We start from the raw sequence: 22,041 nt of genomic DNA on the forward strand, positions 1-22,041 counted from the left end.
ATGGTGACCGGAGCCTCGGTGGCCTTCTGGCTGCTGGCCCCGGTGATGGTGCTGGCCGCGCTCGGCATGGTGCTGGCCCGCAAGGCGGTGCACTCCGCGCTCTGCCTGGCCGCGGTGATGGTGGCCCTGGCCGTGCAGTACGCCGCGCTCGACGCGCCCTTCCTGTTCGCGGTGCAGATCATCGTCTACACCGGCGCCATCCTCATGCTGTTCCTGTTCGTGGTGATGCTGGTCGGCGTGGAGTCCAGCGACTCCCTGGTCGAGACGCTGAAGGGCCAGCGGGTCTACGCCGTGCTCGTCGGGATCGGGCTGGTGGTGATGCTGGTCGTGGCGACCGGCAACGCCCTGGTCGGCGACCCCGTCGGGGTGGCCGGCCCCAACAGCGAGCACGGCGGGAACGTGCAGGGCCTGGCGGCGCTGCTCTTCGTCCGCTACGTCTGGGCCTTCGAGGCCACCTCGGCGCTGCTCATCACCGCCGCGGTCGGGGCGATGGTCCTCACCCACCGCGAGCGGCTGGTGAAGAAGCAGGACCAGCGCGAGCGGGCGGCCGCCCGGATGCGGGCCTACGCCGAGTCCGGCGTCCACCCGGGCCCGCTGCCCACCCCGGGCGTCTTCGCCCGGCACAACTCCGTCGACACCCCGGCGCTGCTGCCCGACGGCTCGGCCGCGGAGAGCTCGGTCTCGGCCACGCTGCGGGCGCGCTCCAGCATCCGCACGCCGGCCGAGCTGACCGCCCCGATGGCCGCCCGGCAGGCCGAGCTGAGCGCCGACCAGCCCGCCCAGCCCGGGATCGGGCACGGGCCCGACCCCCGGCTCAAGGCCCCGGTCGACCAGAAGGACGCCGACCTGAGCGACGAGGAGCGCATCTGATGGACCCGAACCACTACCTGGTGCTGTCCGGGATGCTGTTCACCATCGGGGCCATCGGCTTCCTGGTGCGCCGCAACGCCATCGTGGCCTTCATGTGCGTGGAGCTCATGCTCAACGCCTGCAACCTGGCGCTGGTCACCTTCTCCTCCCACTGGGGCGTGCTCGACGGCCAGGTCGCCAGCTTCTTCGTGATGGTGGTGGCCGCGGCGGAGGTCGTCGTCGGGCTGGCGATCATCGTCTCCATCTACCGCACCCGTCGCTCGGCCTCCGTCGACGACGCGAACCTGCTGAAGCTCTGAGGGGAAACGTGACTCTGCTCGAGGTGGTGGCCCCGCAGGCGGCCACCGGTGCCTTCTCCCTGGCCTGGCTGCTGATCGCCCTGCCCGCCCTGGGTGCGCTGGTGCTGCTGCTCGGCGGCCGCCGCACCGACCGCTGGGGCCACTGGCTGGGCGTGGCCACCCCGATCGCCTCCTTCGTGCTGGCGGTGGTGCTCTTCGCCGCTCTGATGGCCTCCCCGGCCGAGCAGCGCGCCGTCGCCGTCCCGCTGTACCGCTTCCTGGAGGTCGGCGGCTGGGAGGTCTCGCTGGGGCTGCTGGTCGACCAGCTGTCGATCCTGTTCGTGCTGCTGATCACCGGCGTCGGTTCGCTGATCCACGTCTACTCGGTCGGCTACATGGCCCACGACGCGCGGCGGCGCCGGTTCTTCGGCTACCTCAACCTCTTCGTCACCGCGATGCTGCTGCTGGTGCTCGCCGACGACTACCTGCTGCTGTTCGTCGGCTGGGAGGGCGTCGGCCTGGCCTCCTACCTGCTGATCGGCTTCTGGCAGCACCGGCGCAGCGCCGCCACCGCCGCCAAGAAGGCGTTCGTGGTGAACCGGGTCGGTGACATGGGCATGGTGCTGGCCATCAGCCTGATGCTGGCCACCTTCGGCTCCTCGGCGTTCGCCGACGTCCACGCCCGCGCCGGCGAGCTGGGCGCCGGGGTGGCCACCACGCTCGGCCTGCTGCTGCTGCTGGGCGCCTGCGGCAAGTCGGCCCAGGTGCCGCTGCAGTCGTGGCTGCTGGACGCGATGGAGGGCCCCACCCCGGTCTCGGCGCTGATCCACGCCGCCACCATGGTCACCGCCGGGGTGTACCTGGTGGTGCGCAGCAACCCCGTCTACGCCCAGACCGAGGCCGCCAGCACCGCCGTCGTGGTGGTGGGCACGGTCACCCTGCTGTTCGGGGCCTGGATCGGCTGCGCCAAGGACGACATCAAGAAGGTGCTGGCCGGCTCCACGATGAGCCAGATCGGCTACATGATGCTGGCCGCCGGCATCGGCCCGGCCGGGTACGCCTTCGCGATCTTCCACCTGCTGACCCACGGCTTCTTCAAGGCCAACATGTTCCTCGGCGCCGGCTCGGTGATGCACGCCATGGACGACGGCGTCGACATGCGCCGCTACGGCGCGCTGGCCCGGGTGCTGCCGATCACCTTCGCCACCTTCGGGATCGGCTACCTGGCCATCATCGGCTTCCCGTTCCTGGCCGGGTTCTACTCCAAGGACCACATCATCGAGGCCGCCTTCGAGCACAACGTCGTGGTCGGCTCGCTGGCGATGCTGGGCGCGGGGGTGACCGCCTTCTACATGACCCGGCTGATGCTGATGACCTTCTTCGGCACCAGGCGCTGGGCCGACGGGGTGCACCCCCACGAGTCGCCGCTGGTGATGACCGTGCCGCTGGTGCTGCTGGCGATCCCCTCGGCCATCGGCGGTCTGCTGCTCAACAACTGGATCGGCGGCTGGCTCGAGCCGGTGGTCGGCCACGGCGAGGAGCACGGCGCGCCCAGCCTGCTGCACTTCAGCGTCGTCGGCGGGCTGACCCTGCTGCTGGTGGCGGCCGGGGTCGCGCTGGCCGTGGTGCTGGTGGGGCGCCGTGAGGTGCCGGTCACCGCGCCCCGGACCCGCTCGCCCTTCGTGCTGGCCGGGCGTCACGACCTGTACGGGGACGCGTTCAACGAGACGGTCTTCATGCGGCCCGGGATCGGGCTGGTCCGGGCCGTGGTGGCGACCGACCGCCGGGTGGTCGACGGCGGCTGGACCGGCGGCGCCGACGCCCTGGCGGGCCTGTCGCAGGTGTCGCGCCGGGCGCAGAACGGTTACGTCCGCAGCTACGCGCTGACCATGGTGGCCGGTGCCGCGCTGGTCGCCGTGGTGCTGATCCTCGGCCGGCTGGGCTGAGGGAGGAGGGTCATGAGCATCCCGATCTTGAGCGTGCTCGGTCTGCTGCCCCTGGTGGGGGCGGCGGTCCTGATGGCGGTCCCGCGCACGGCGGCCAAGGCGGTCGGCCTGGCGGTGTCGCTGCTGACCCTCGTGCTGGCCGGCGTGGTCGCCGTGCAGCACCTGTCCGGCGTCGAGCTGGCCGAGCAGGTGCCGTGGATCCCCACCATCGGCGCCTGGTGGGCGCTGGGGCCGGTGGACGGGCTGAGCCTCAGCATGGTCGCGCTGACCGCCGTGCTCACCCCCGTGGTGCTCGTCGCCGCCTGGCGCGACGAGGACCGCCTCGGCGGCGGCTTCGCCAGCCCCGGCGGCCCGGCGGCGCACCGCTGGGGCGCCCGCGGGTTCTTCGCCCTGGTGCTGGCGCTGGAGGGCTTCGCCCTGCTCGCCTTCCTCACCACCGACGTGCTGCTGTTCTTCCTGCTCTTCGACGCGATCCTGCTGCCGATGTACTTCCTGATCGGCGCCTACGGGGGTCCGCGCCGGCGTCGCGCGGCCAGCCGCTTCCTGATCTTCGCCCTGGGCGGCGGGCTGATCATGCTGGCCTCGGTGATCGGCTGCTACGTCGTCTCCAGCCGGGCCGGCCAGCCGTCGTTCCTGGTCGCCGACCTCGCCGCGCTCGACCTGGGCGGGGACGTCGGCCGCTGGCTGTTCGCCGGCTTCTTCATCGCCTTCGCGGTCAAGGCGCCGATGGTGGGCGTGCACAGCTGGCTGCCCGACGCCGCCGAGGAGTCCAGCCCGGCCGTGGCCACCCTGCTGGTCGGCGTGCTGGACAAGCTGGGCACCTTCGGCATGATCCGCTTCTGCCTGCAGCTCTTCCCCGAGGCGAGCCTGTGGGCCACCCCGGTGGTGCTGGTGCTGGCGCTGGTGTCGATCCTCTACGGCGCGCTGGCGGCCATCGGCAGCAAGGACCTGATGCGGCTGGTCGCCTTCACCTCGATCAGCCACTTCGGGTTCATCGTGCTGGGCATCTTCGCCTGGACCAGCCAGTCGATGACCGGGTCGATCTTCTACATGCTCAACCACGGCTTCTCCACCGCCGCGCTGTTCCTGGTGGTGGGCTTCCTGGTCAAGCGGCGCGGGTCGCGCAGCGTCGACGACTTCGGCGGCGTGCAGAAGAGCGCCCCGGTGCTGGCCGGCCTGCTGCTCTTCGCCGGCCTGTCCTCGCTGGCGCTGCCTGGGCTGTCCAGCTTCGTCTCGGAGTTCCTGGTGCTCTCCGGGACCTTCTCCCGCTACCCGGCGGTGGCCGCGGTGGCCACCCTGGGCATCGTGCTCGCCGCGCTGTACATCCTGCTGATGTACCAGCGCACCATGACCGGTCCGGTCACCCAGGTCGTCCGCCAGCGGGTCAGCCGCGACCTCGACGGCCGTGAGCGCTGGACGCTGGCCCCGCTGGTGCTGCTGGTGCTGCTGCTGGGCGTCGTGCCGGCACCGGTGCTGGACGTGATCGCCCCGACCGCCACCGCGACCCTGCAGCAGGCCGGCGTCGCCGACCCGCACGCCCCGCTCGCCGAGGAGGCCAACTGATGGTGGACATGATCGAGCCCCCCTCGCTGGAGTACCTGCGGCTGCTGCCGCTGCTGCTGGTGTTCGGCGGGGCGTGCCTCGGCGTGCTGGTGGAGGCGGTGCTGCCGCGCCGCAGCCGCTGGGGCGCCCAGGTCGGGCTCACCTTCCTCACCCTGGTGGTGACCGCGGTGGTCACCGTGCTGGGCTGGCGGGCCGGCGACGTCGGGGTCTCGGCCCTGGGCTCGGTCACCGTCGACCACCCCGCCTACTTCTCCTGGACCGCCCTGGTCGTGCTGGCGGCGCTGTCGCTGCTGCTGTTCACCGAGCGCCGGCTGAACGGCGGCGTGAGCGCCTTCGCCCCGCAGGCGGCGGCGGTGCCGGGCAGCGTCGACGAGGAGCTGGCCATCCGGGCCCGCACCGAGCACTCCGAGGTCTACCCGCTGGCCCTGTTCTCGCTGTTCGGGATGATGCTGTTCGTCGCCTCGAACGACCTGCTGATCCTCTTCGTCGCGCTGGAGATCCTCTCCCTGCCGCTCTACCTGATGTGCGCCCTGGCCCGCCGGCGGCGGCTGCTGAGCCAGGAGGCCGGGCTGAAGTACTTCCTGCTCGGCGCGCTGGCCTCGGCCTTCTTCCTCTACGGGGTGGCCATGCTCTTCGGCTACGCCGGCACCTTCACGCTGGCCGGCATCGACCAGGCGGTCGCCGCCGGCGCCGGCAGCGAGTGGCTGCTGCTGGCGGGCATGGCCGGCATCAGCGTCGGTCTGCTGTTCAAGGTCGGCGCCGTGCCCTTCCACTCCTGGACGCCCGACGTCTACACCGGCGCGCCGACCGCGGTGACGGCGCTGATGGCGGCCTGCACCAAGGTGGCCGCGGTGGTGGCGCTGCTGCGGGTGCTCTACGTCGGCCTCGGCGGGCTGCGCTGGGACTGGCAGCCGCTGATGGCGGCGGTGGCGGTGGTGACCATGGCCGTCGGCTCGCTGCTGGCCATCACCCAGGACGACGTGAAGCGGATGCTGGCCTACTCCTCGGTCACCCACGCCGGGTTCATGCTGACCGCCGTGGCCGGCGCCAGCACGGGCGAGGGGGCACGCCAGCTCAGCAGCGTCGGCTCCACGCTGTTCTACCTGGTGGCCTACGGCGTCGCCTCGGTGGGCGCCTTCGCCGTGGTGACGCTGGTCCGCGACCGCAACGGCGAGGCCAGCCGGTTGCAGGACTGGGCGGGGCTGGGACGCCGCCACCCCTGGCTGGCCGCGGCCTTCTCGGTGTTCATGCTCAGCTTCGCCGGCATCCCGCTGACCAGCGGCTTCATCGCCAAGCTCGGCGTCTTCGAGAGCGCCTGGAGCGGCGGCTACCCGTGGGTCGTGGTGGTGGGCGTCGTGCTCAGCCTGGTCGCCGCCTACTTCTACCTGCGGGTCGTCGTCACCCTGTACTTCGCCGACCCGCAGCCCCGCTCGGGGCAGGGGGGCCAGGCCGCCCAGGCCCCGGCCGGAGCCGCCGACGCCACGCCGGCGACCGGCCCGGCGGCGGACGGCGACGGTGCCCGCGGCGGCGCGCTGGCCACCGAGGTGCGCACCGCCGGAGCACCGGCCGCGGTCAGCAGCGCGGGCGAGGTGGGGGTCGGTCGCGCCAGTGTGGCAACCTATGGGGCGGTGGTGGCCGCCGTGGTCGTCACCGTCGTCTTCGGTCTGCTGCCCGGTCCGCTGCTGGACCTGGCCCTGCAGGCCGGCGTGTTCCTGAGGTGAGGTGGCTGTGACCGTGACCCGAGCCGGGGACGATCTGCCGGTGGCGGGTACGGGAGCCGTGCCGGGGTCGCGGGAGGAGCTGGAGGCGGCCGTCCGTGCCCGGCTCGAGCAGGTCGAGCGCGGGCTGCTGGTGGCCGCCGAGGCCAACACCGCCCTGGTCACCGAGGCCGCCCAGCACATCATCCGCTCCGGCGGGAAGCGGTTCCGGCCGCTGCTGGTGGCCACCGCCGGCGGGCTCGGCGAGGTGCCGGCCGAGGAGCGGCTGGTGGTGGCGGCCGAGGTGGTCGAGCTGACCCACGTGGCCAGCCTGTACCACGACGACGTGATGGACGAGGCGCAGCTGCGCCGCGGCGCGCAGAGCGCCAACCGGCGCTGGCAGAACAGCGTGGCCATCCTGGTGGGGGACTACCTGTTCGCCCGGGCCAGCGACCTGGTGGCCGACCTGGGTCCGCAGTGGGTGCAGCTGCAGGCCCGCACCTTCGCCCGGCTGGTGCAGGGTCAGATCGCCGAGACCGTGGGGCCCGGCGAGGGCGTCGACCCGCTGGGGCACCATCTCGCCGTGCTGGCCGACAAGACCGGCTCGCTGATCGCCACCTCCTGCGTGTTCGGCGGGATGGCGGCCGGGCTGCCGCAGCCGGCGCTGGACGCCCTGGGCGCGTACGGGGAGGAGATCGGGCTGGTCTTCCAGCTCAGCGACGACCTCATCGACATCACCAGCGACACCACCGGCAAGGAGCCCGGCACCGACCTCCGCGCCGGCGTGCCGACGCTGCCGACGCTGATGCTGGCCGCCTCGGACGACCCCGAGGACGTCGACCTGACCCGGCTGATCGGCTCCGACCTCAGCGACGCCGGCCGCCTGGACGAGGCGCTGACCCGGCTCCGCGCCCACCCGGTGATCGAGCGGGCCCGCGAGCACGTCCGCGGCCGCGCCGAGGTGGCCAAGCAGCACCTGGCCGTGCTGCCCGACGTCCCCGCCCGCGAGGCGCTGGCCGAGCTGGCCGACCAGCTGGTCGACCGGGTCGCCTGAGCTCCGGGCGCCGGCGGTGACGCACCCCGACGGTCTGGGCGCCCTCGGCGTCCGCGCACTGGCGGCGGCCGTCCGCGCCGGCGAGCTGTCCGCGGTCGAGGTGGCCGAGGACGCCCTGGCCCGCGCCGAGCGCGACGGTCCCGCGCTGGGCGCGTTCGCCCGGCTCACCCCCGACCTCGCGCTGGCCCAGGCCCGCGAGACCGACCGGCTGCTGCGCACCGACCCCGGACGCGCCGGGGTGCTCGCCGGCGTGCCGTGCCCGGTCAAGGACCTCACCCGGGTGGCGGGGGTGCCGATGCGCGCCGGCAGCCGCGCGCTGGAGCCGGTGGCTCCGGCCGTCGACGACGGCGTCGTCACCCGGCTGCGGCAGGCCGGCACCGTGGTGGTCGGCACCACCGCCGTCCCCGAGCTCGGGCTGCCCTGCTACACCGAGCCCGACACCGGACCGCCGGCGGCGACGCCCTGGGATCCGGGCCGGTCGGCCGGCGGCTCCAGCGGCGGCGCCGCGGCCGCGGTGGCCGCGGGCATCGTGCCGGTGGCCCACGGCAGCGACGGCGGCGGGTCGCTGCGGCTGCCCGCGGCCTGCTGCGGCCTGGTCGGGCTCAAGCCGACCCGGGGGCTCGTCTCGCCGGGCCCGCACGGCCAGCCCGGACCGGGGCTGGTCAGCCACGGGGTGATCACCCGCGACGTGGCCGACACCGCCCTGCTGCTGGACGTGCTCTCGCGCGGCTGGCCGGGGGACTGGCCCGTGCCGGGCGGCTCGGAGTGGCCGCTGCAGCCGGCACCCGCGTCCTTCTCAGCAGCCCTGCACCACCCGCCGGGACCGCTGCGGGTGGGTGTGCTGACCGAGCCGCTGATCGCCGCCGGGGCGCCCGTGCACCCCGGCGCGCTGCGGGCCGTGGCGGCGGCGGCCGCCGGCCTCGAGCACCTCGGCCACCGGGTGGAGCAGGTGGCACCGCCCTTCGCCGCCGAGGCCTGGCTGCCGTTCCGGGCGCTGTGGGCGGTGGGCGCGCTGGCCGCGGAGGTGCCGCCCGGGCGTGAGCACCTGCTGCGGCCGCTGACCCGGTGGCTGCGCGAGCTGGGCCGCGGGGTGAGCGGGCTGGAGTACGCCGAGGCCGTCCGTGCCACCCAGCGGCTGACCCAGCAGGTCGCCACCGCCTGGGCCGGCGTGGACCTGGTGCTCACCCCGACCATGGCGCAGCCGCCGTGGCGCCACGGCGAGCTGCGCGACGACGACGACCCGGCGGCCGACTTCGCCGCGCAGACGGCGCAGACCCCCTGGTGCAGCGTGTGGAACATCACCGGCGCCCCCTCGATCAGCCTGCCGCTGCACGCCGAGGAGGTCGACGGCGTCCGGCTGCCCTTCGGGGTGATGCTCGGCGGCCGGGCCGGCCGCGACGCCCAGCTGCTGGCGGTGGCCGCCCAGCTGGAGCAGCTGCTCGGCTGAGCCCACCGGCTGCCATAGTGACCCCGAGCAGGAGGAGCCGCATGCAGCCACCACCGGGCAGCGTCCCGCACCCCATCGGTCAGGGACTGGCCGTCGCCGTCCGCGCGCGCCGCGGCGCCCTCGCCCTGGTGAGGATGTCGGCCGTGGTCCTCACGCTGTGCTTCCTGGTCGTGCTGGCCACGGTGGTGTGGCTGGGCTCCGTCGCCGACGGCCCGGCCGTGCTGATGCTGCTCCCCGTGCTGGTGCTGCTCCCGCTGGTGCTGCTGCTCGTCTGGGGGCAGGCGCTGGTGATGTCGGGTCCCGTGCTGGTCGTCGACGACGCCGGGCTGCGGCTGCGCGACCTCGTCGGCTGGGTCCAGGTGCCCTGGCGCACCCTGCAGCAGGTCTCCACCAGCCGCAACGGCGCCGTGCTGGAGCTGCAGGCCCCGGGCGGCATCTACCTCAACGAGAAGCCCCTGCGGCGCCGCCACCACCGCGTCCCGCTCCGCAACCTCGAGGTCGACCCCGCCCACCTGCTCACCTACCTCGAGCACCGCCGGGCCCTCGCCGCCTCCCGACCTCGCTGACCGCCCAGCCCTCTCCGCCCCGCCCCGCCCGCCCTGACAGCGTGTATGTCGTCGCGGTCACGCCCGGTGTGTCGCGGCGCGTCGCGCTGTCCGGGCCCGACCGCGTACACGTCCTCAGGGGCGGGCCCGCGGAACCCCGTCCGGCCGGCGGGCCACCGCCGTCGCCGGCTCACTCGGTGCCGTCCCTGAGAACCTGTCCGCCGTGCCGCCCGGACAGCCCGACACGCCGCGGCACGCCGACCGTGACCGGGATGACATACACGCTCTCGGGGCGAGGGCGGGTGCGGGGCGGCAGGGGGCGGGGTGTGGACGGCAGGCGGGGGGAAGGCGCGGGCGGCCCCTAAGGTGGACGGGTGACCGACGTGCGCCCGACCCGCCAGCCCGCGGCCGGCCCGGCGGGGGAGTCGGCGGTGGAGGCGCTGGCCCGGGTCTGGGGCTACGACGCCTTCCGCGGCCAGCAGGCCGAGATCATCGACACCCTGGTCGCCGGCCGTGACGCGCTGGTGCTGATGCCCACCGGCGGCGGCAAGAGCCTGTGCTACCAGGTGCCGTCCCTGCTGCGCCCTGGCACCGGGGTGGTGATCAGCCCGCTGATCGCCCTGATGCACGACCAGGTGGACGCGCTGGAGCAGGTCGGGGTGCGCGCGGCCTACCTCAACTCCAGCCAGGGCCCCGACGAGCGCCGCGACGTCGAGCGCCGGCTGCTGGCCGGCGAGCTCGACCTGCTGTACCTGGCCCCCGAGCGGCTGCCGGCCGCCGCCGGGCTGCTGGACCGGTGCCAGATCGCGCTGTTCGCCATCGACGAGGCCCACTGCGTGAGCGCCTGGGGCCACGACTTCCGCCCCGACTACCTGCGGCTGTCGGTGCTGCACGAGCGCTGGCCCGGCGTGCCCCGCATCGCGCTCACCGCCACCGCCACGGTCGAGACCCGCCGCGAGATCGCCGAGCGGCTGCAGCTGCAGGACGCCGCCGCCTTCGTCTCCAGCTTCGACCGGCCCAACATCCAGTACCGCATCAGCCCCAAGCAGGACGCCCGCAACCAGCTGCTCCGGCTGATCCGCGAGGAGCACCCCGGCGAGGCCGGCATCGTGTACTGCCTGAGCCGGGCCTCGGTGGAGAAGACCGCGGAGTGGCTGAGCAGCCAGGGCGTCCCCGCGCTGCCCTACCACGCGGGCCTGGACGCGGGCACCCGGGCCGCCCACCAGTCGCGGTTCCTGCGCTCCGACGGCGTGGTGATGGTGGCGACCATCGCCTTCGGGATGGGCATCGACAAGCCGGACGTCCGGTTCGTGGCCCACCTCGACCTGCCCAAGTCCATCGAGGGCTACTACCAGGAGACCGGCCGCGCCGGCCGCGACGGGCAGCCGTCCACCGCCTGGCTCGCCTACGGCCTGCAGGACGTGGTGCAGCAGCGCCGGATGATCGCCGAGGGCGAGGGGGACCAGCAGCGCAAGCGGGCCCAGACCCTGCACCTGGACGCGATGCTGGCCCTCTGCGAGACGGTGGAGTGCCGCCGCCAGCAGCTGCTCGCCTACTTCGGCGAGCCGAGCGAGCCGTGCGGCAACTGCGACACATGCCTCTCCCCGCCGGAGGCCTTCGACGGCACCGTGCCGGCCCAGAAGCTGATGTCGACCATCGTCCGGCTGCAGCGGGAGCGCGGGCAGGCCTTCGGCGCCGGGCACCTGGTGGACATCCTGCTGGGGCGCGAGAACGACCGGGTGCGCCGCTCCCGCCACCACGAGCTGTCCACCTGGGGCATCGGCACCGAGCTGGGCGAGCAGGAGTGGCGCGGCGTGGTGCGCCAGCTGCTGGCCCAGGGGCTGGTCCAGGTGCAGGGGGAGTACGGCGTGCTGGCCCTCACCGAGGCCGGCGGCGAGGTGCTCCGCGGCCGCCGCCCGGTGCGGCTGCGCCGGGAGGCGCCGCGACGCGAGCAGGAGCGCGCCCGTCGGGGCCGGCGGGGGACGTCCGGGCTCGACCTCGACCCCGAGCAGCAGGAGCTCTTCCAGCGGCTCCGCGCCTGGCGGGCGGGGGTGGCGCAGGAGCAGGGCGTGCCCGCCTACGTCGTCTTCTCCGACGCGACGCTGGCCGGCATCGCCACCGCCCGGCCCGCCGACGAGGCCGCCCTGCGGGCCGTCTCCGGCGTCGGCGAGGCGAAGCTGACCCGCTACGGGGCGGCGGTGCTGGAGGTCGTCGCCGGCTGAGCGGCGCGCCCGGCCGCAGCGCTCAGCCGGCCAGCGGGCCCAGCACCTCCTCGACGGGGGCCTCGAGGTCGAGCGACTCCAGCACCGCCAGCAGCTGCCGCTCCTCGTAGCCGAAGTGCGACTCCACCACCGCGGCCAGCCCCTCCAGGTGGCGGTCCAGGGACGCCGGCGGCTCCCGGCGCTCCACCGCCTCGCGGAAGGCGGTGATCAGCGACTCGATCATGTCGTGGTCCTGGCGCAGCCGGCCCACCACCTCGACCAGCTCCGGGTGCTGCCCGGTCAGGGCGGGGAAGAGCAGCCGGTCCTCGCCGCCGTGGTGGCCCGACAGCGCCAGGCAGGACCCCCAGCAGTGCAGCAGCAGGTCGGAGGAAGGGGTGCTGGCCGGTGCGCCCGCAGCGGCGTCGGCGCGGGCGAGCTCGACCGCCTGCCGCAGCCGCTGGTGCACCAGCCGCATCTCGCGGGCCCAGGCGACCACCCGCCCGGGCCCGTCGGGGCTCACCAGATCGAGACCCGTTCCGACTCGTCCAGCCAGAGCGCGTCCTCGGGGGTGACCCCGAAGGCGGTGTAGAAGTCGTCGACGTTGCGCACGATCTGGTTGCAGCGGAACTCCGCGGGGGAGTGCGGGTCGGTGGCGATCCGCTGCCGGACCGACTCCGGGCGCAGCTTGGTCTGCCAGATGGTGGCCCAGCTGAGGAAGAGCCGCTGCTCGCCGGTGTAGCCGTCGATCTCGGGCACCTCGGTGCCCTCGGTGGCGATCCGCCACGCCTTCAGGGCAATGGACAGCCCGCCCAGGTCGCCGATGTTCTCCCCGATGGTGAGGGCGCCGTTGACGTGCAGCTCGGGGGCGCCCTCGGGGCGGAGCTCGTCGTACTGGGCGATCAGCGAGCGGGTGCGGGCCTCGAAGGCGGCCCGGTCCTCGGCGGTCCACCAGTCGCGCAGCCGGCCCTGGCCGTCGCAGGTCGAGCCCTGGTCGTCGAAGCCGTGACCGATCTCGTGCCCGATCACCGCGCCGATGCCGCCGTAGTTGACCGCGTCGTCGGCGTGCTCGTCGAAGAACGGCGGCTGCAGGATGGCGGCCGGGAAGACGATCTCGTTGCGCATCGGGTGGTAGTAGGCGTTGACCGTCTGCGGGGTCATGAACCACTCGTGGGCCTGGATGGGCTGGTCGATCTTGGCCAGCTGGAAGTCCAGGTCGAAGGCCACCGAGGCCAGCACGTTGGCCATCAGGTCGTCGGGGACGACCGTCAGCCCCGAGTAGTCGCGCCACTGGTCGGGGTAGCCGATCTTGGGGGTGAAGTTCTCCAGCTTGGTCAGCGCCTCGGCCTTGGTGGCCTCGGTCATCCAGTCCAGCTCGGTGATCGAGCGGCGGTAGGCCTCGATCAGGTTGGCCACCAGCTCGTCCATCCGCTCCTTGGCGACGGGGGAGAAGTGGCGCTCGACGTAGATGCGCCCGACCGCCTCGCCGAGCGCGCCCTCGACCAGGTCGACGCCGCGCTTCCAGCGCTCCTTGAGCACCGGCGTGCCGGACAGCACGGTGCCGTAGAAGGCGAACCGCTCGGAGACGAAGGCCTCGGGCAGGTAGGGGGAGCGGCCGGTGACGACCTTCCAGCGGGCCCAGGCCCGCCACGCCGGCAGCTGGTCGTCGCTGACCAGCGCGGCCACGTCGGTGAAGAAGGACGGCTGGCAGTTCACCACGTCGGAGGCGGTGCCCGGGACGCCGACCTCGGCCAGCAGGGTCTTCAACCCCAGCTCGGGGGCGGTGTCGGCGAACTCGGTCAGCGACATCGGGTTGTACATCTGCCGCATGTCGCGGGTGCGCACCTTGTCCCAGTGGCGGGCCGCGATCTCGGTCTCGAGGGCGAAGACGAGCTCGGCCTGGCGGGCGGCGTCCTCGATCCCGGCCAGCTCGAGGGAACGGGTGACGTGGCCCAGGTAGGCCTCGCGGATGTCGGCGTACTCGTCGGCGCGGTAGTACTCCTCGTCGGGCAGCCCGAGCCCGCCCTGGCCGGCGAAGAGGACGTAGCGCTCCGGGTTGCCCGGGTCGGCGTCCACGTCGAGGCTGACCAGCGAGGGCAGCCCGCGGCGGGTCAGCCGGCCGAGCAGGGCCGGCAGCTCGGCGGTGCTGCGCAGCGCGTCCACCGCGGCGAGGTCCTCGGCCAGCACGGAGGTGCCGGCGGCCTCGATGGCCTCGGTGTCGATGAAGGAGGTGAAGAGGTCGGCGATGCGGGCGGCGTCGCTGCCCGGCTCGGGGCGGGCACCGTCGGCGCTCAGCCCGGTGATGATGTCGCGGACCGCGGCCTCGGCGCCGTCGCGCAGCACGAGGAAGGCGCCCGTGCCGGGCTTGTCCTCCGGGATCTCGGTGCGGGCCATCCAGGGGCCGTTGACGTGGCGGTACAGGTCGTCCTGGATGCGGACGTCCGGGTCGAAGGTGCTGGGGTCCAGGGCGCGGCGCTCATCGGTCACGGCCCGACTCTACCCAGCGTCCCTGCCGCCCGGCAGCGGCTCCGCAGGCCCGGCTCAGCTCGCGACGGCGGGCATCCGCCCGGTCAGCGTGTGCAGGATGGCGGTGGCGGCCGCGCCCCTGGCCCAGGCGTCGAAGCTGAACTCCTCGTCGATCACCAGGCTCGGCTGCGGCTGCCCCGGGGCCACCCGCAGCATGCCCTCCCGCACCCGCCCGGGTGCGGCGCGGGCCAGGTCGATGCCGTCCCCGGAGAGGAACACCACCTGCGGCCCGAGCACCGCCACCATGGTGCCGGCCAGCACGCCCAGCTGGTGGGCGCACTGCTCGACCACCTCCCGCGCCGGCCGGTCGCCGCCGCGGGCGAGGGCCAGCAGCTCGGGGACGTCCACGCGGCGGCCGAGCCGCGCCGCCGCCTTGTCCTCGACCGCGGACGTGCTGAGCTCGGCCTGGGCGCAGCCGACGTGGTCCGAGCCGTGGCAGTCGGCGGTGCCACCGAGCAGCGGCAGGTGGCCGACCGCGCCGGCCTGGCTCGGTGAGCCGACCAGCAGCTGGTCGTGGGTGACCGCTCCAGCGCCCACCCCGACGCCCAGGGTGACCACGGCCAGCGAGGACGCCCCGCGGCCCGGCCCGAACAGGTGGGCGGCCTGGGTGAAGGCGTGCACGTCGTTCTCCACCGCGACCGGCAGCCCCAGCCGGCGGGACAGCTCGCCGGCGAGGTCCACGTCGCGCCAGCCCAGGTAGGTGGCCTCGACCACCGTGCGCCAGCCCACCACCCGGGCCCCCAGCGCCACGCCGACCCCGGCCAGCCCCGGCCGGTGCTCGCGCCAGTCCCGGACCAGGCCGGCGATCTGCTCGACCACGGCGGTGGTGCTGGGGTCGGTCACCGGCAGGTGGCGGAAGTCGCGGACGTCGCCGCGCAGGTCGGTCAGCACCGCGTAGACCATGCTGCCGGTGATGTTCACCCCGACGAACGCGGCCCGGTCCGGGTTGACCTCCAGCGGCAGCGACGGCCGGCCGGTGCCGCGCAGCCGCTGCGCCGACCCCTCCAGCACCAGCCCGGCGGCCAGCAGCGGCTTGGTGACCCGGGTCAGGCTGCCGGTGGACATCCCCATCTCGCGGGCCAGGTCCGCCCGCGAGACCTGGCCGCGGCGCAGCACCAGCACGGCGACCCGGCGGACGGTGTCGTCGAGCTCGGGCCAGCCGGCCAGCGGCTCCCGGGTCGCGGCGGCGGAGGTGCTCACGTCCTCATCCTGACCGATCCCCGCCGCCCGTCAGCGCGGCCCTCACCCGTAGTCGAAGAGCCGGTTGACCTGCTCGTTGACCTCGGTGAGGGAGGAGGCGGGCTCGCTGCCGATGTAGACGGCGTCCATCGCCGGCTGCAGCAGCGCGGTGATGTCGGCGCCGTGCTCGGTGACCGGGAACAGGAACGTGGTCTCGTCCTCGATGTGGTCGGTGAAGGCGCTGACGTCGATGCCGGCCTCCGAGCGCGCCTGGATCGACTTCTCGGTGCCGGAGGGGGTGGCGGGGAAGACCACGCCGGACTCGCCGATGATGTCCTGGCAGGTCGTCCCGCCGAGGAACTCCACCCACCGGGCGGCGGCCTCCGGGTCGTCGGCGAAGCGGGTCACCGAGTCGGCCAGGCCGTTGTACATCGACGCCCGCTGCCCGCTGGGCCCGATCGGGGTGGGCGCGACACCCAGCTCGACCCCCTCGACGGAGGCGAAGCTGGAGATCATCCAGGACCCGTTGAGGGCCAGCGCGGCCCGCCCGGCGGCGAACTGCTGGTAGGAGTCGGAGGAGGGCCCGAAGGTGTCGTAGCGGGGCATGTAGCCCTTCTCGGCCAGCCCGTAGTACCACTCCAGGGTCTCCTGGAAGGCCGGGTCGTCGAAGTTGAACTCGCTGCCCCAGGGGTTGGTCTCGGTGGCGGTCCAGGTGGGGAGGCTGCCGGTGAACGGCGACCACTGGGTCTGGCCGAAGTTGTCCCCGCCCGAGCCGCTGGCGCCCAGCCCGAACACCTCGACGTTCTCCTTGTCGAAGCCCGGCTCGTCGCCGCGGACGCCGTTGGCGTCCACGCTCAGGTGGGCGATGACCTGCTCGAAGGTGCCGCCGTCCCGGGGGTTCCACTCCAGGTCGGCGAGGTCGTCCGGGCTCAGCCCCGCCTCCTCGAGCACCGCGCGGTCGTAGAACAGCCCGACGGTGTCCCAGTCCTTGGGGGAGCCGTACTGGTGGCCGTCCTGGCCCTGCCAGAGCTCGGCCAGGCCGGGCTGGTAGTCGGCCGGGTCGAGGTCGGCGGTGGCCTCCAGCTCGTCCAGCGGCAGCAGCACCTGCAGGTCGACGAACTGGGGGTACTTGGTCAGGTGGTTGGTGAACACGTCGGGGGCCTGGTCGGCGATGAACCCGGCGGTCAGCCGGCTCCAGTAGTCGTCCCAGCCGCTCTGGGTGATGCGGACGTCCAGACCGGGGTTCTCGGCTTCGAAGGCCTGGGCGCACTGCTCGTAGCCCGGCTGCTGGGAGGAGTCCCAGAGCCAGTAGTCGATCACCTGGGCGTCGCCGGCGCCCTGGTCGCCGCCGCAGCCGCTGGCCGCGACCAGCACGGGCAGGGTGGCCAGGGCGGCGGCGAGCCGGCGGCGTCGGGGGGTGGGGCGTGCGGACATCGTCGTCGCTCCTCTCACTTGATCCCGCTGAAGCCGATGGAGTTGATGATCCGCCTGGCGAAGACCAGGAACAGCAGCAGCATGGGCAGGGCGGCCACCAGCGTGGCGGCCATCAGGCCGGACCAGTCGGGTCCGGTCTGCGGGGTCTGGGCGCGGAACACGCCCAGCGCGACCGTCAGCACCCGGGAGCTGTCGGTGTAGCTGACCATCAGCGGCCAGAAGTAGTCGTTCCAGGCGGTGATGAAGGTCAGCACCGCCAGCGTGGCCACCGGGGCGCTGGACATCGGCAGGATCAGGGTGAAGAACACCTTGACCTTGCTGGCGCCGTCGATGAGCGCCGCCTCCTCCACCTCGCGGGGGATGTTGAGGAAGAACTGGCGCAGGAAGAACACCGCGAAGGGCGCCATCAGCATGCTCGGCAGGGCGATCCCGAGCAGGGTGTCGACCAGCCCGAGCTGCTTGATGAGCACGAAGTTGGGCAGGAAGGTGAAGATCAGCGGCACCATCAGCCCGCCCAGGAAGAGCGCGAAGACGAAGTCGCGGCCCCGCCACTGCAGCCGGGAGAAGGCGTAGGCGGCCATCGCGGAGAAGAAGGTCTGCCCGACGGTGATGAGCAGGGCCACCACCACCGAGTTGCGTAGGTACAGGAAGAAGTTGAGGGACTGGCCGGAGCCGCCCGCGGCCAGCGCCTCCTCACCCGTCTGCAGGCCGAACACCCGCTCGAAGCCGCCGGTGTCGAAGCCGACCGGCAGCCAGCTCTCGGCCCCGGCGTACAGCTCGTTGTTGCTCGACAGCGCGGTGCGCAGCATCCAGTAGAAGGGGAACAGGCTGAACAGCAGGAACAGGATCATCACCGCCCAGGCCAGCACCCGGCCGGGGCTGGTGCGCCGGCCGGGGCGTGCGGTCCGGGCCTGCTCGGGCTCGGTGGCGTCGGCGGGCGTGGCGTCGGTGGTCATCAGGGCCATCGGGAGCTCCTTCGCTCAGGCCAGGTCGGAGCTGCCCGCACGGGTCAGCCGGTACTGGATCACGGTGACGACCATCAGGACGACCAGCAGGCCGACCGAGAGGGCGGAGGCGTAGCCGAACTGGAAGCGGCCGAACGCCATGTCGTAGATGTAGTACTGCAGCACCCGGGACGCGTTCACCGGACCGCCCTGGGTGGTGACGGCGACGGTGTCGAAGACCTGGAACGAGCCGATGATGGTCATGATCAGCACCAGGGCCATGATCGGGCGCAGCAGCGGCAGGGTGATGCGGAAGAACATCTTGATCTCCGAGGCGCCGTCCACCTTGGCCGCCTCGTACATCGTGGGCGGGATGGCCTGCAGGCCGGCGAAGATCAGCAGCGCCGTGTAGCCGACGTGGCGCCACACGTTGATCACCGCGATGGTGGGGATCACCCAGGCCTCGTCGGCCAGGAACGGGATCCGCTCCAGCCCGAGGCCGGCGATGATCTGGTTCCCGACGCCCAGCTGGGTGTCGAGGATCCAGAAGAAGACCAGCGCCGCCACCACGTTGGACACCAGGTAGGGGGTCAGCACCAGCCCGCGGACGAGGCTGGACTGCGTGAGGCGCTGCATCAGCACCGCGATCAGCAGCGCCAGCACCGTCTGCAGGCCGATGTTGATCACCACGTACTGCAGGGTCACCACCATGGCGTTCCAGAACACCGGGTCCTGGACCATCCGCAGGTAGTTGTCGGCGCCGACGAAGCGGGCCGGGGTGAGCAGGTTGAACTCGGTGAAGCTGAGCCAGATGCCGCGCAGCGTGGGCCAGGCCAGGAAGACCGCGAACCCGAGGAACGCCGGGGCGATGAAGAGCAGGGCCAGCGCGGTGTCGTCCTTGCGACGGCGGCCGCGGGGAGGCGCGGGAGCCGTCACCGGGCCCGAGGGCCGCTGCACGGGCTGTGAGATGGCCATCCAGGTGTCCTCTCGTCCTCCCCACCCTCGTCGGTGGCGAGCCGGGTTTACTTTGACACGAAGCAAACGAAGGGTCAAGACCTCGCCGCCACCCGGCCCGGCCGCCGCGTCCGCGGGGTGGCGGAGGCGGGGCGCGGGAGGAGGGGCGGGGGGTGCGTCAGTCGACGGCGGAGACCTCGAGCAGGACGGCCTGCTCGGGGTGCAGCGCGGGTGCCTGCAAACCTGCGCGGGACAGCACGGTGCCGGGCAGCACCGGGCCGGGCTCGCCCTCGGCCGGCCACCAGGCGGGCGGACGCAGCCCGCGCGCGGGCTGGCCGAGGTCGAGGGGCTGCACCCGGTAGCGGCGCGCCGGGTCGAGCCCGGGCAGCACCAGCGCCCCGGGCAGGCTGACCTCGCTGCGGCCCACGGTGGCCAGCTGGTACAGCGCCCGCGAGCGGTCAGGGGCCACCACGCCGTGCAGCTCGACGGTCGGGTCGGGGAAGTCCAGGCGGACGAGGTCGCCGCCGTGCAGCAGCTCGCGCCGCTCCTTGTGCCGGGCGATCACCTCGGTCAGCGTGGCCAGGTCCTCCGGGCTCGCCTCGGCCAGGTCCCACTCCAGGCCCAGGTGGCCGAAGAACGCCGTCTGGGCGCGGAAGCCCAGGTCGTGCACGCGACCGGTGGTGTGCGAGCGGCCGGAGGCGATGTGGGTGCCCATCAGCTCGGGGGCCACCAGCTGGGTGGTCCAGCGCTGGATCTGGCGACGCTCCTGGGGGTCGATGCAGTCCGACACCCAGACCCGGTCGGTGTGCTCCAGCACCGCCAGGTCGATCCGCAGCCCGCCGGAGGAGCAGGACTCGATCTCCAGGCCGGGGTGGCGCTGCTTCAGGTCGGCCATCAGCCGGTAGGTCGCCAGCGTCTGCTCGTGCACCGCCGCCCGGCCGGTGGCCCGGGTGCTGGCCTCGACCAGGTCCCGGTTGTGGTCCCACTTGATGTAGGCGATGTCGTACTCCGCCAGCAGGGCCGACATCTGGTCGCGGACGTGGGTCCAGCACTCCTCGATGGAGAGGTTGAGCACCTGCTGGTGCCGCGACTCCACGGGCAGCCGCTCGCCCGGCGCCATGATCCACTCCGGGTGGGCGCGGGCCACGTCGGAGTCCGGGTTGACCATCTCGGGCTCGAACCACAGCCCGAACTCCATGCCCAGGCCGCGGACGTGGTCGATCAGCGGGTGCAGGCCGTCGGGCCAGACGTCGGCGGAGACGGTCCAGTCGCCGAGCCCGGAGGTGTCGTCGCGGCGGCTGCCGAACCAGCCGTCGTCGAGCACGAAGCGCTCCACGCCGATGCTCGCCGCGAGGTCGGCCAGCGCCTTCAGCCGGGGCAGGTCGTGGTCGAAGTAGACCGCCTCCCACACGTTGAGCGTGACCGGCCGGGGCCGGGTGGCCCGCCCCGGCATCGCTCGCAGGTGCCGGTGGAAGCGCCGGGCGACCTCGTCCAGGCCGTGCCCGTGGGCGCCCACCACCCACGGCGAGGTGTAGGAGTCGCCGCGGGCCAGCCGGACCTCGCCGGGCAGCAGCAGCTCGCCCCCGCCCAGCACCTGCTCGCCGCTGTAGATGCGCTCGGCGTAGTGGGTGTGGTTGCCGCTCCAGGCGGTGTGCAGCCCCCACACCTCGCCCTCGGCGAAGCCGAAGCCCGGCGTGCCCACGTGCAGCACGGTGGCCGCCTCGGGACCGGTCCGGCCACGACGGCCCTCCCGCAGGTGGGTGCCCACCACGAGCTCGCGCCGCTGCGGGGTCCGCTCCTTGCCCCAGCGGCCGGCCAGGTCGAGGATCTCCCGGGCGCGCTGCGGCACGGGCAGCGCCAGCACCAGGTCGTCGAGCTGGTAGACGCCCTCGGCGGTGCTGGTCAGGGTGGCGCGGGCGCGCACCAGCCCCTCGACGGTCAGCTCCAGCAGCAGGCCGAGCTCGAGCCCGGCCTCCTCGTCGACGGCCGTCACGGTCAGCGTCCCGGCGCCCGACCCGGTCAGCCCGGGGGAGAGCGTCCGGTCGTCCAGCCGGACCTCGGTCACGGTGAACCAGGGTGTCCAGGACCGGCCGTCACGCGACCCGGACAGCCCGGGGCGGCCGACCCAGCCGGTGTGCTGCTCGGGCAGCACGGACAGCCGCAGCGGCTCGTCCACCTGGTTCGCCATCGCCTGCACCACGCGCGCCCGGGCCAGCGCGGCGGCCTCCTCCCCGCTCAGCTCACCGAGGTCGTCGCCCCAGTGCAGGACGGCCGGGAGCCGCCGGTCGGCGACCTCGACGAGCAGGCTGACGCCGGCGGCGCGCAGGTGGACAAGGACGGCGGTGGCCTCGGGCACGGGAACTCCTGACGTGGTTTGCTTTGACACGAAGTTAATCAGGCGGCGACCCGGAGGGCCACCCCACCCCGGTGCCCCGCCCGCCCCCGGCAACGGCTAGCGTCGGCCCCGTGACCGACGACGTGCACCCCCTGCCTGCCGGCCTGCTCCGCGGCGAGCCGCGCCCCGTGGCCCGGAACGGCCGGTGGTTCGAGGGCCCCGCCTGGCTCGAGGACCACTCCCTCGTCTGGAGCGACGTGATCGGCAACCGGCTGCTGCGCCGGCGGCCCGACGCCGGCACCGTCACCGAGGACGTCGGCTACGGCCCGGGCGTGGTGGTCGAGATGGAGCCCTCGCACCACCAGAACGGCCACACCGTCGACCGCGAGGGACGGCTGCTGGCCGCGAGCCACGGACTGCGGGCCGTGGTGCGCCGCGAGGCGGACGGCAGCTGGACGCCGCTGGCCGAGCGCTGGCAGGGCGGGCGGTTCAACTCGCCCAACGACCTGGTGGTGGCCCGCGACGGCAGCACCTGGTTCACCGACCCCCGCTACGGGCTGGAGAAGCCGGAGGAGGGCTACGGCGGCGAGGCCGAGCTCGACGGCTGCTACGTCTACCGGGTCACCCCGGACGGCGACGTGCAGCGGGTGTCGCCGGCCATGCCCGGCCCCAACGGGCTGGCCTTCTCCCCCGACGAGTCGGTGCTGCACGTGGTGGACTCGGTCGACGGCGTGCTGTGGTCCTACCAGGTGGTCGACGGCAGCCTGGGTGCGCGGTGGCAGCAGGCCACCGGCCAGCAGCCGGACGGGATCCGGGTCGACACCGAGGGCCGCATCTGGTCCTCGGCCGGCGACGGGGTGCGCGTCTGGGAGCCCGGCGGCCCCGACCGGCCGGCCACGCTGCTCGGTCTGCTGCCGCTGCCGGAGCGGACGTCCAACCTCGCCTTCGGCGGCCCGGACGGCAGCACGCTGGCCGTCACCGGCGGGTCGCGGGTGTGGCTGGTCGAGACCGGCGTCCGCGAGGCCCGCTGACGCACGCGCCCCCGACGCGCGAGCGCCCGCCCCGCCGAGG

17 protein-coding genes are annotated in these 22,041 nt (G+C 73.7%); 10 read left to right on the forward strand and 7 right to left on the reverse strand.

Annotated elements, in window-relative coordinates:
- The 9 genes from GC722_RS05755 to recQ all read left to right on the forward strand — a co-directional run bounded on the left by GC722_RS05755 (nt 1) and on the right by recQ (nt 11,622).
- Nucleotides 1-870: an NADH-quinone oxidoreductase subunit J gene (locus GC722_RS05755; protein WP_156608655.1), complete on the forward strand. Its 870-nt coding sequence runs from the start codon at nt 1-3 to the stop codon at nt 868-870.
- Nucleotides 870-1,169 (forward strand): NADH-quinone oxidoreductase subunit NuoK, encoded by a 300-nt coding sequence (gene nuoK, locus GC722_RS05760; protein ID WP_156608657.1) that lies wholly within the window; start codon nt 870-872, stop codon nt 1,167-1,169. The genes GC722_RS05755 and nuoK overlap by 1 nt, the downstream gene beginning before the upstream one ends.
- An 8-nt stretch (nt 1,170-1,177) precedes the next feature.
- The gene (nuoL, locus tag GC722_RS05765; RefSeq protein ID WP_331714420.1) at nt 1,178-3,094 is read left to right on the forward strand and encodes an NADH-quinone oxidoreductase subunit L; all 1,917 of its coding nucleotides are present in this window, start codon (nt 1,178-1,180) and stop codon (nt 3,092-3,094) included.
- Between the two features lie 12 nt (nt 3,095-3,106).
- Nucleotides 3,107-4,657 (forward strand): NADH-quinone oxidoreductase subunit M, encoded by a 1,551-nt coding sequence (locus GC722_RS05770; protein ID WP_156608659.1) that lies wholly within the window; start codon nt 3,107-3,109, stop codon nt 4,655-4,657.
- Nucleotides 4,657-6,378 (forward strand): NADH-quinone oxidoreductase subunit NuoN, encoded by a 1,722-nt coding sequence (gene nuoN, locus GC722_RS05775; RefSeq protein WP_156608661.1) that lies wholly within the window; start codon nt 4,657-4,659, stop codon nt 6,376-6,378. The genes GC722_RS05770 and nuoN overlap by 1 nt, the downstream gene beginning before the upstream one ends.
- A gap of 40 nt (nt 6,379-6,418) precedes the next feature.
- A complete protein-coding gene (locus tag GC722_RS05780; RefSeq protein ID WP_408609292.1) occupies nt 6,419-7,408 on the forward strand; it encodes a polyprenyl synthetase family protein in 990 nt (329 codons plus the stop codon).
- A gap of 16 nt (nt 7,409-7,424) precedes the next feature.
- The gene (locus tag GC722_RS05785; RefSeq protein ID WP_331714421.1) at nt 7,425-8,855 is read left to right on the forward strand and encodes an amidase; all 1,431 of its coding nucleotides are present in this window, start codon (nt 7,425-7,427) and stop codon (nt 8,853-8,855) included.
- A 41-nt stretch (nt 8,856-8,896) separates the two neighbouring features.
- Nucleotides 8,897-9,421 carry a PH domain-containing protein gene (locus GC722_RS05790; protein WP_156608662.1) on the forward strand — a complete coding sequence of 175 codons (525 nt, stop codon included), beginning with the start codon at nt 8,897-8,899 and terminating at the stop codon, nt 9,419-9,421.
- A 353-nt stretch (nt 9,422-9,774) separates the two neighbouring features.
- The gene (recQ, locus tag GC722_RS05795; protein WP_331714422.1) at nt 9,775-11,622 is read left to right on the forward strand and encodes a DNA helicase RecQ; all 1,848 of its coding nucleotides are present in this window, start codon (nt 9,775-9,777) and stop codon (nt 11,620-11,622) included.
- A 22-nt stretch (nt 11,623-11,644) separates the two neighbouring features.
- Here the strand turns inward: recQ and GC722_RS05800 are convergent, their stop codons facing one another.
- From GC722_RS05800 to GC722_RS05830, 7 genes are all read right to left on the reverse strand, one after another.
- Nucleotides 11,645-12,121, reverse strand: a complete 477-nt coding sequence (locus GC722_RS05800; protein ID WP_331714423.1) for a hemerythrin domain-containing protein — start codon at nt 12,119-12,121, stop codon at nt 11,645-11,647.
- Nucleotides 12,118-14,085, reverse strand: coding sequence for a M13 family metallopeptidase (locus tag GC722_RS05805; protein ID WP_331714424.1), 1,968 nt, complete (start codon nt 14,083-14,085; stop codon nt 12,118-12,120). The genes GC722_RS05800 and GC722_RS05805 overlap by 4 nt, the downstream gene beginning before the upstream one ends.
- A 54-nt stretch (nt 14,086-14,139) precedes the next feature.
- Nucleotides 14,140-15,324 carry an ROK family protein gene (locus tag GC722_RS05810; RefSeq protein ID WP_156608664.1) on the reverse strand — a complete coding sequence of 395 codons (1,185 nt, stop codon included), beginning with the start codon at nt 15,322-15,324 and terminating at the stop codon, nt 14,140-14,142.
- A 42-nt stretch (nt 15,325-15,366) separates the two neighbouring features.
- Nucleotides 15,367-16,737: an ABC transporter substrate-binding protein gene (locus GC722_RS05815; protein WP_156608666.1), complete on the reverse strand. Its 1,371-nt coding sequence runs from the start codon at nt 16,735-16,737 to the stop codon at nt 15,367-15,369.
- 14 nt (nt 16,738-16,751) lie between these two features.
- Nucleotides 16,752-17,702 (reverse strand): carbohydrate ABC transporter permease, encoded by a 951-nt coding sequence (locus GC722_RS05820; protein WP_231747396.1) that lies wholly within the window; start codon nt 17,700-17,702, stop codon nt 16,752-16,754.
- A 15-nt stretch (nt 17,703-17,717) separates the two neighbouring features.
- Nucleotides 17,718-18,656, reverse strand: coding sequence for a carbohydrate ABC transporter permease (locus tag GC722_RS05825; protein WP_156608668.1), 939 nt, complete (start codon nt 18,654-18,656; stop codon nt 17,718-17,720).
- A gap of 157 nt (nt 18,657-18,813) precedes the next feature.
- On the reverse strand, nt 18,814-20,991 hold the full coding sequence (locus GC722_RS05830) for an alpha-galactosidase (protein WP_331714425.1): 2,178 nt from the start codon (nt 20,989-20,991) through the stop codon (nt 18,814-18,816).
- A 110-nt stretch (nt 20,992-21,101) separates the two neighbouring features.
- Between GC722_RS05830 and GC722_RS05835 the strand changes: the two genes are divergently transcribed.
- Entirely contained in the window at nt 21,102-22,001 is a 900-nt protein-coding gene (locus GC722_RS05835) for an SMP-30/gluconolactonase/LRE family protein (RefSeq protein ID WP_156608670.1), read from the forward strand.
- The last annotated feature ends 40 nt before the right edge of the window (nt 22,002-22,041 follow it).

It is taken from the genome of Auraticoccus cholistanensis (assembly GCF_009742705.1).
Classification (GTDB): Bacteria; Actinomycetota; Actinomycetes; order Propionibacteriales; family Propionibacteriaceae; genus Auraticoccus; species Auraticoccus cholistanensis.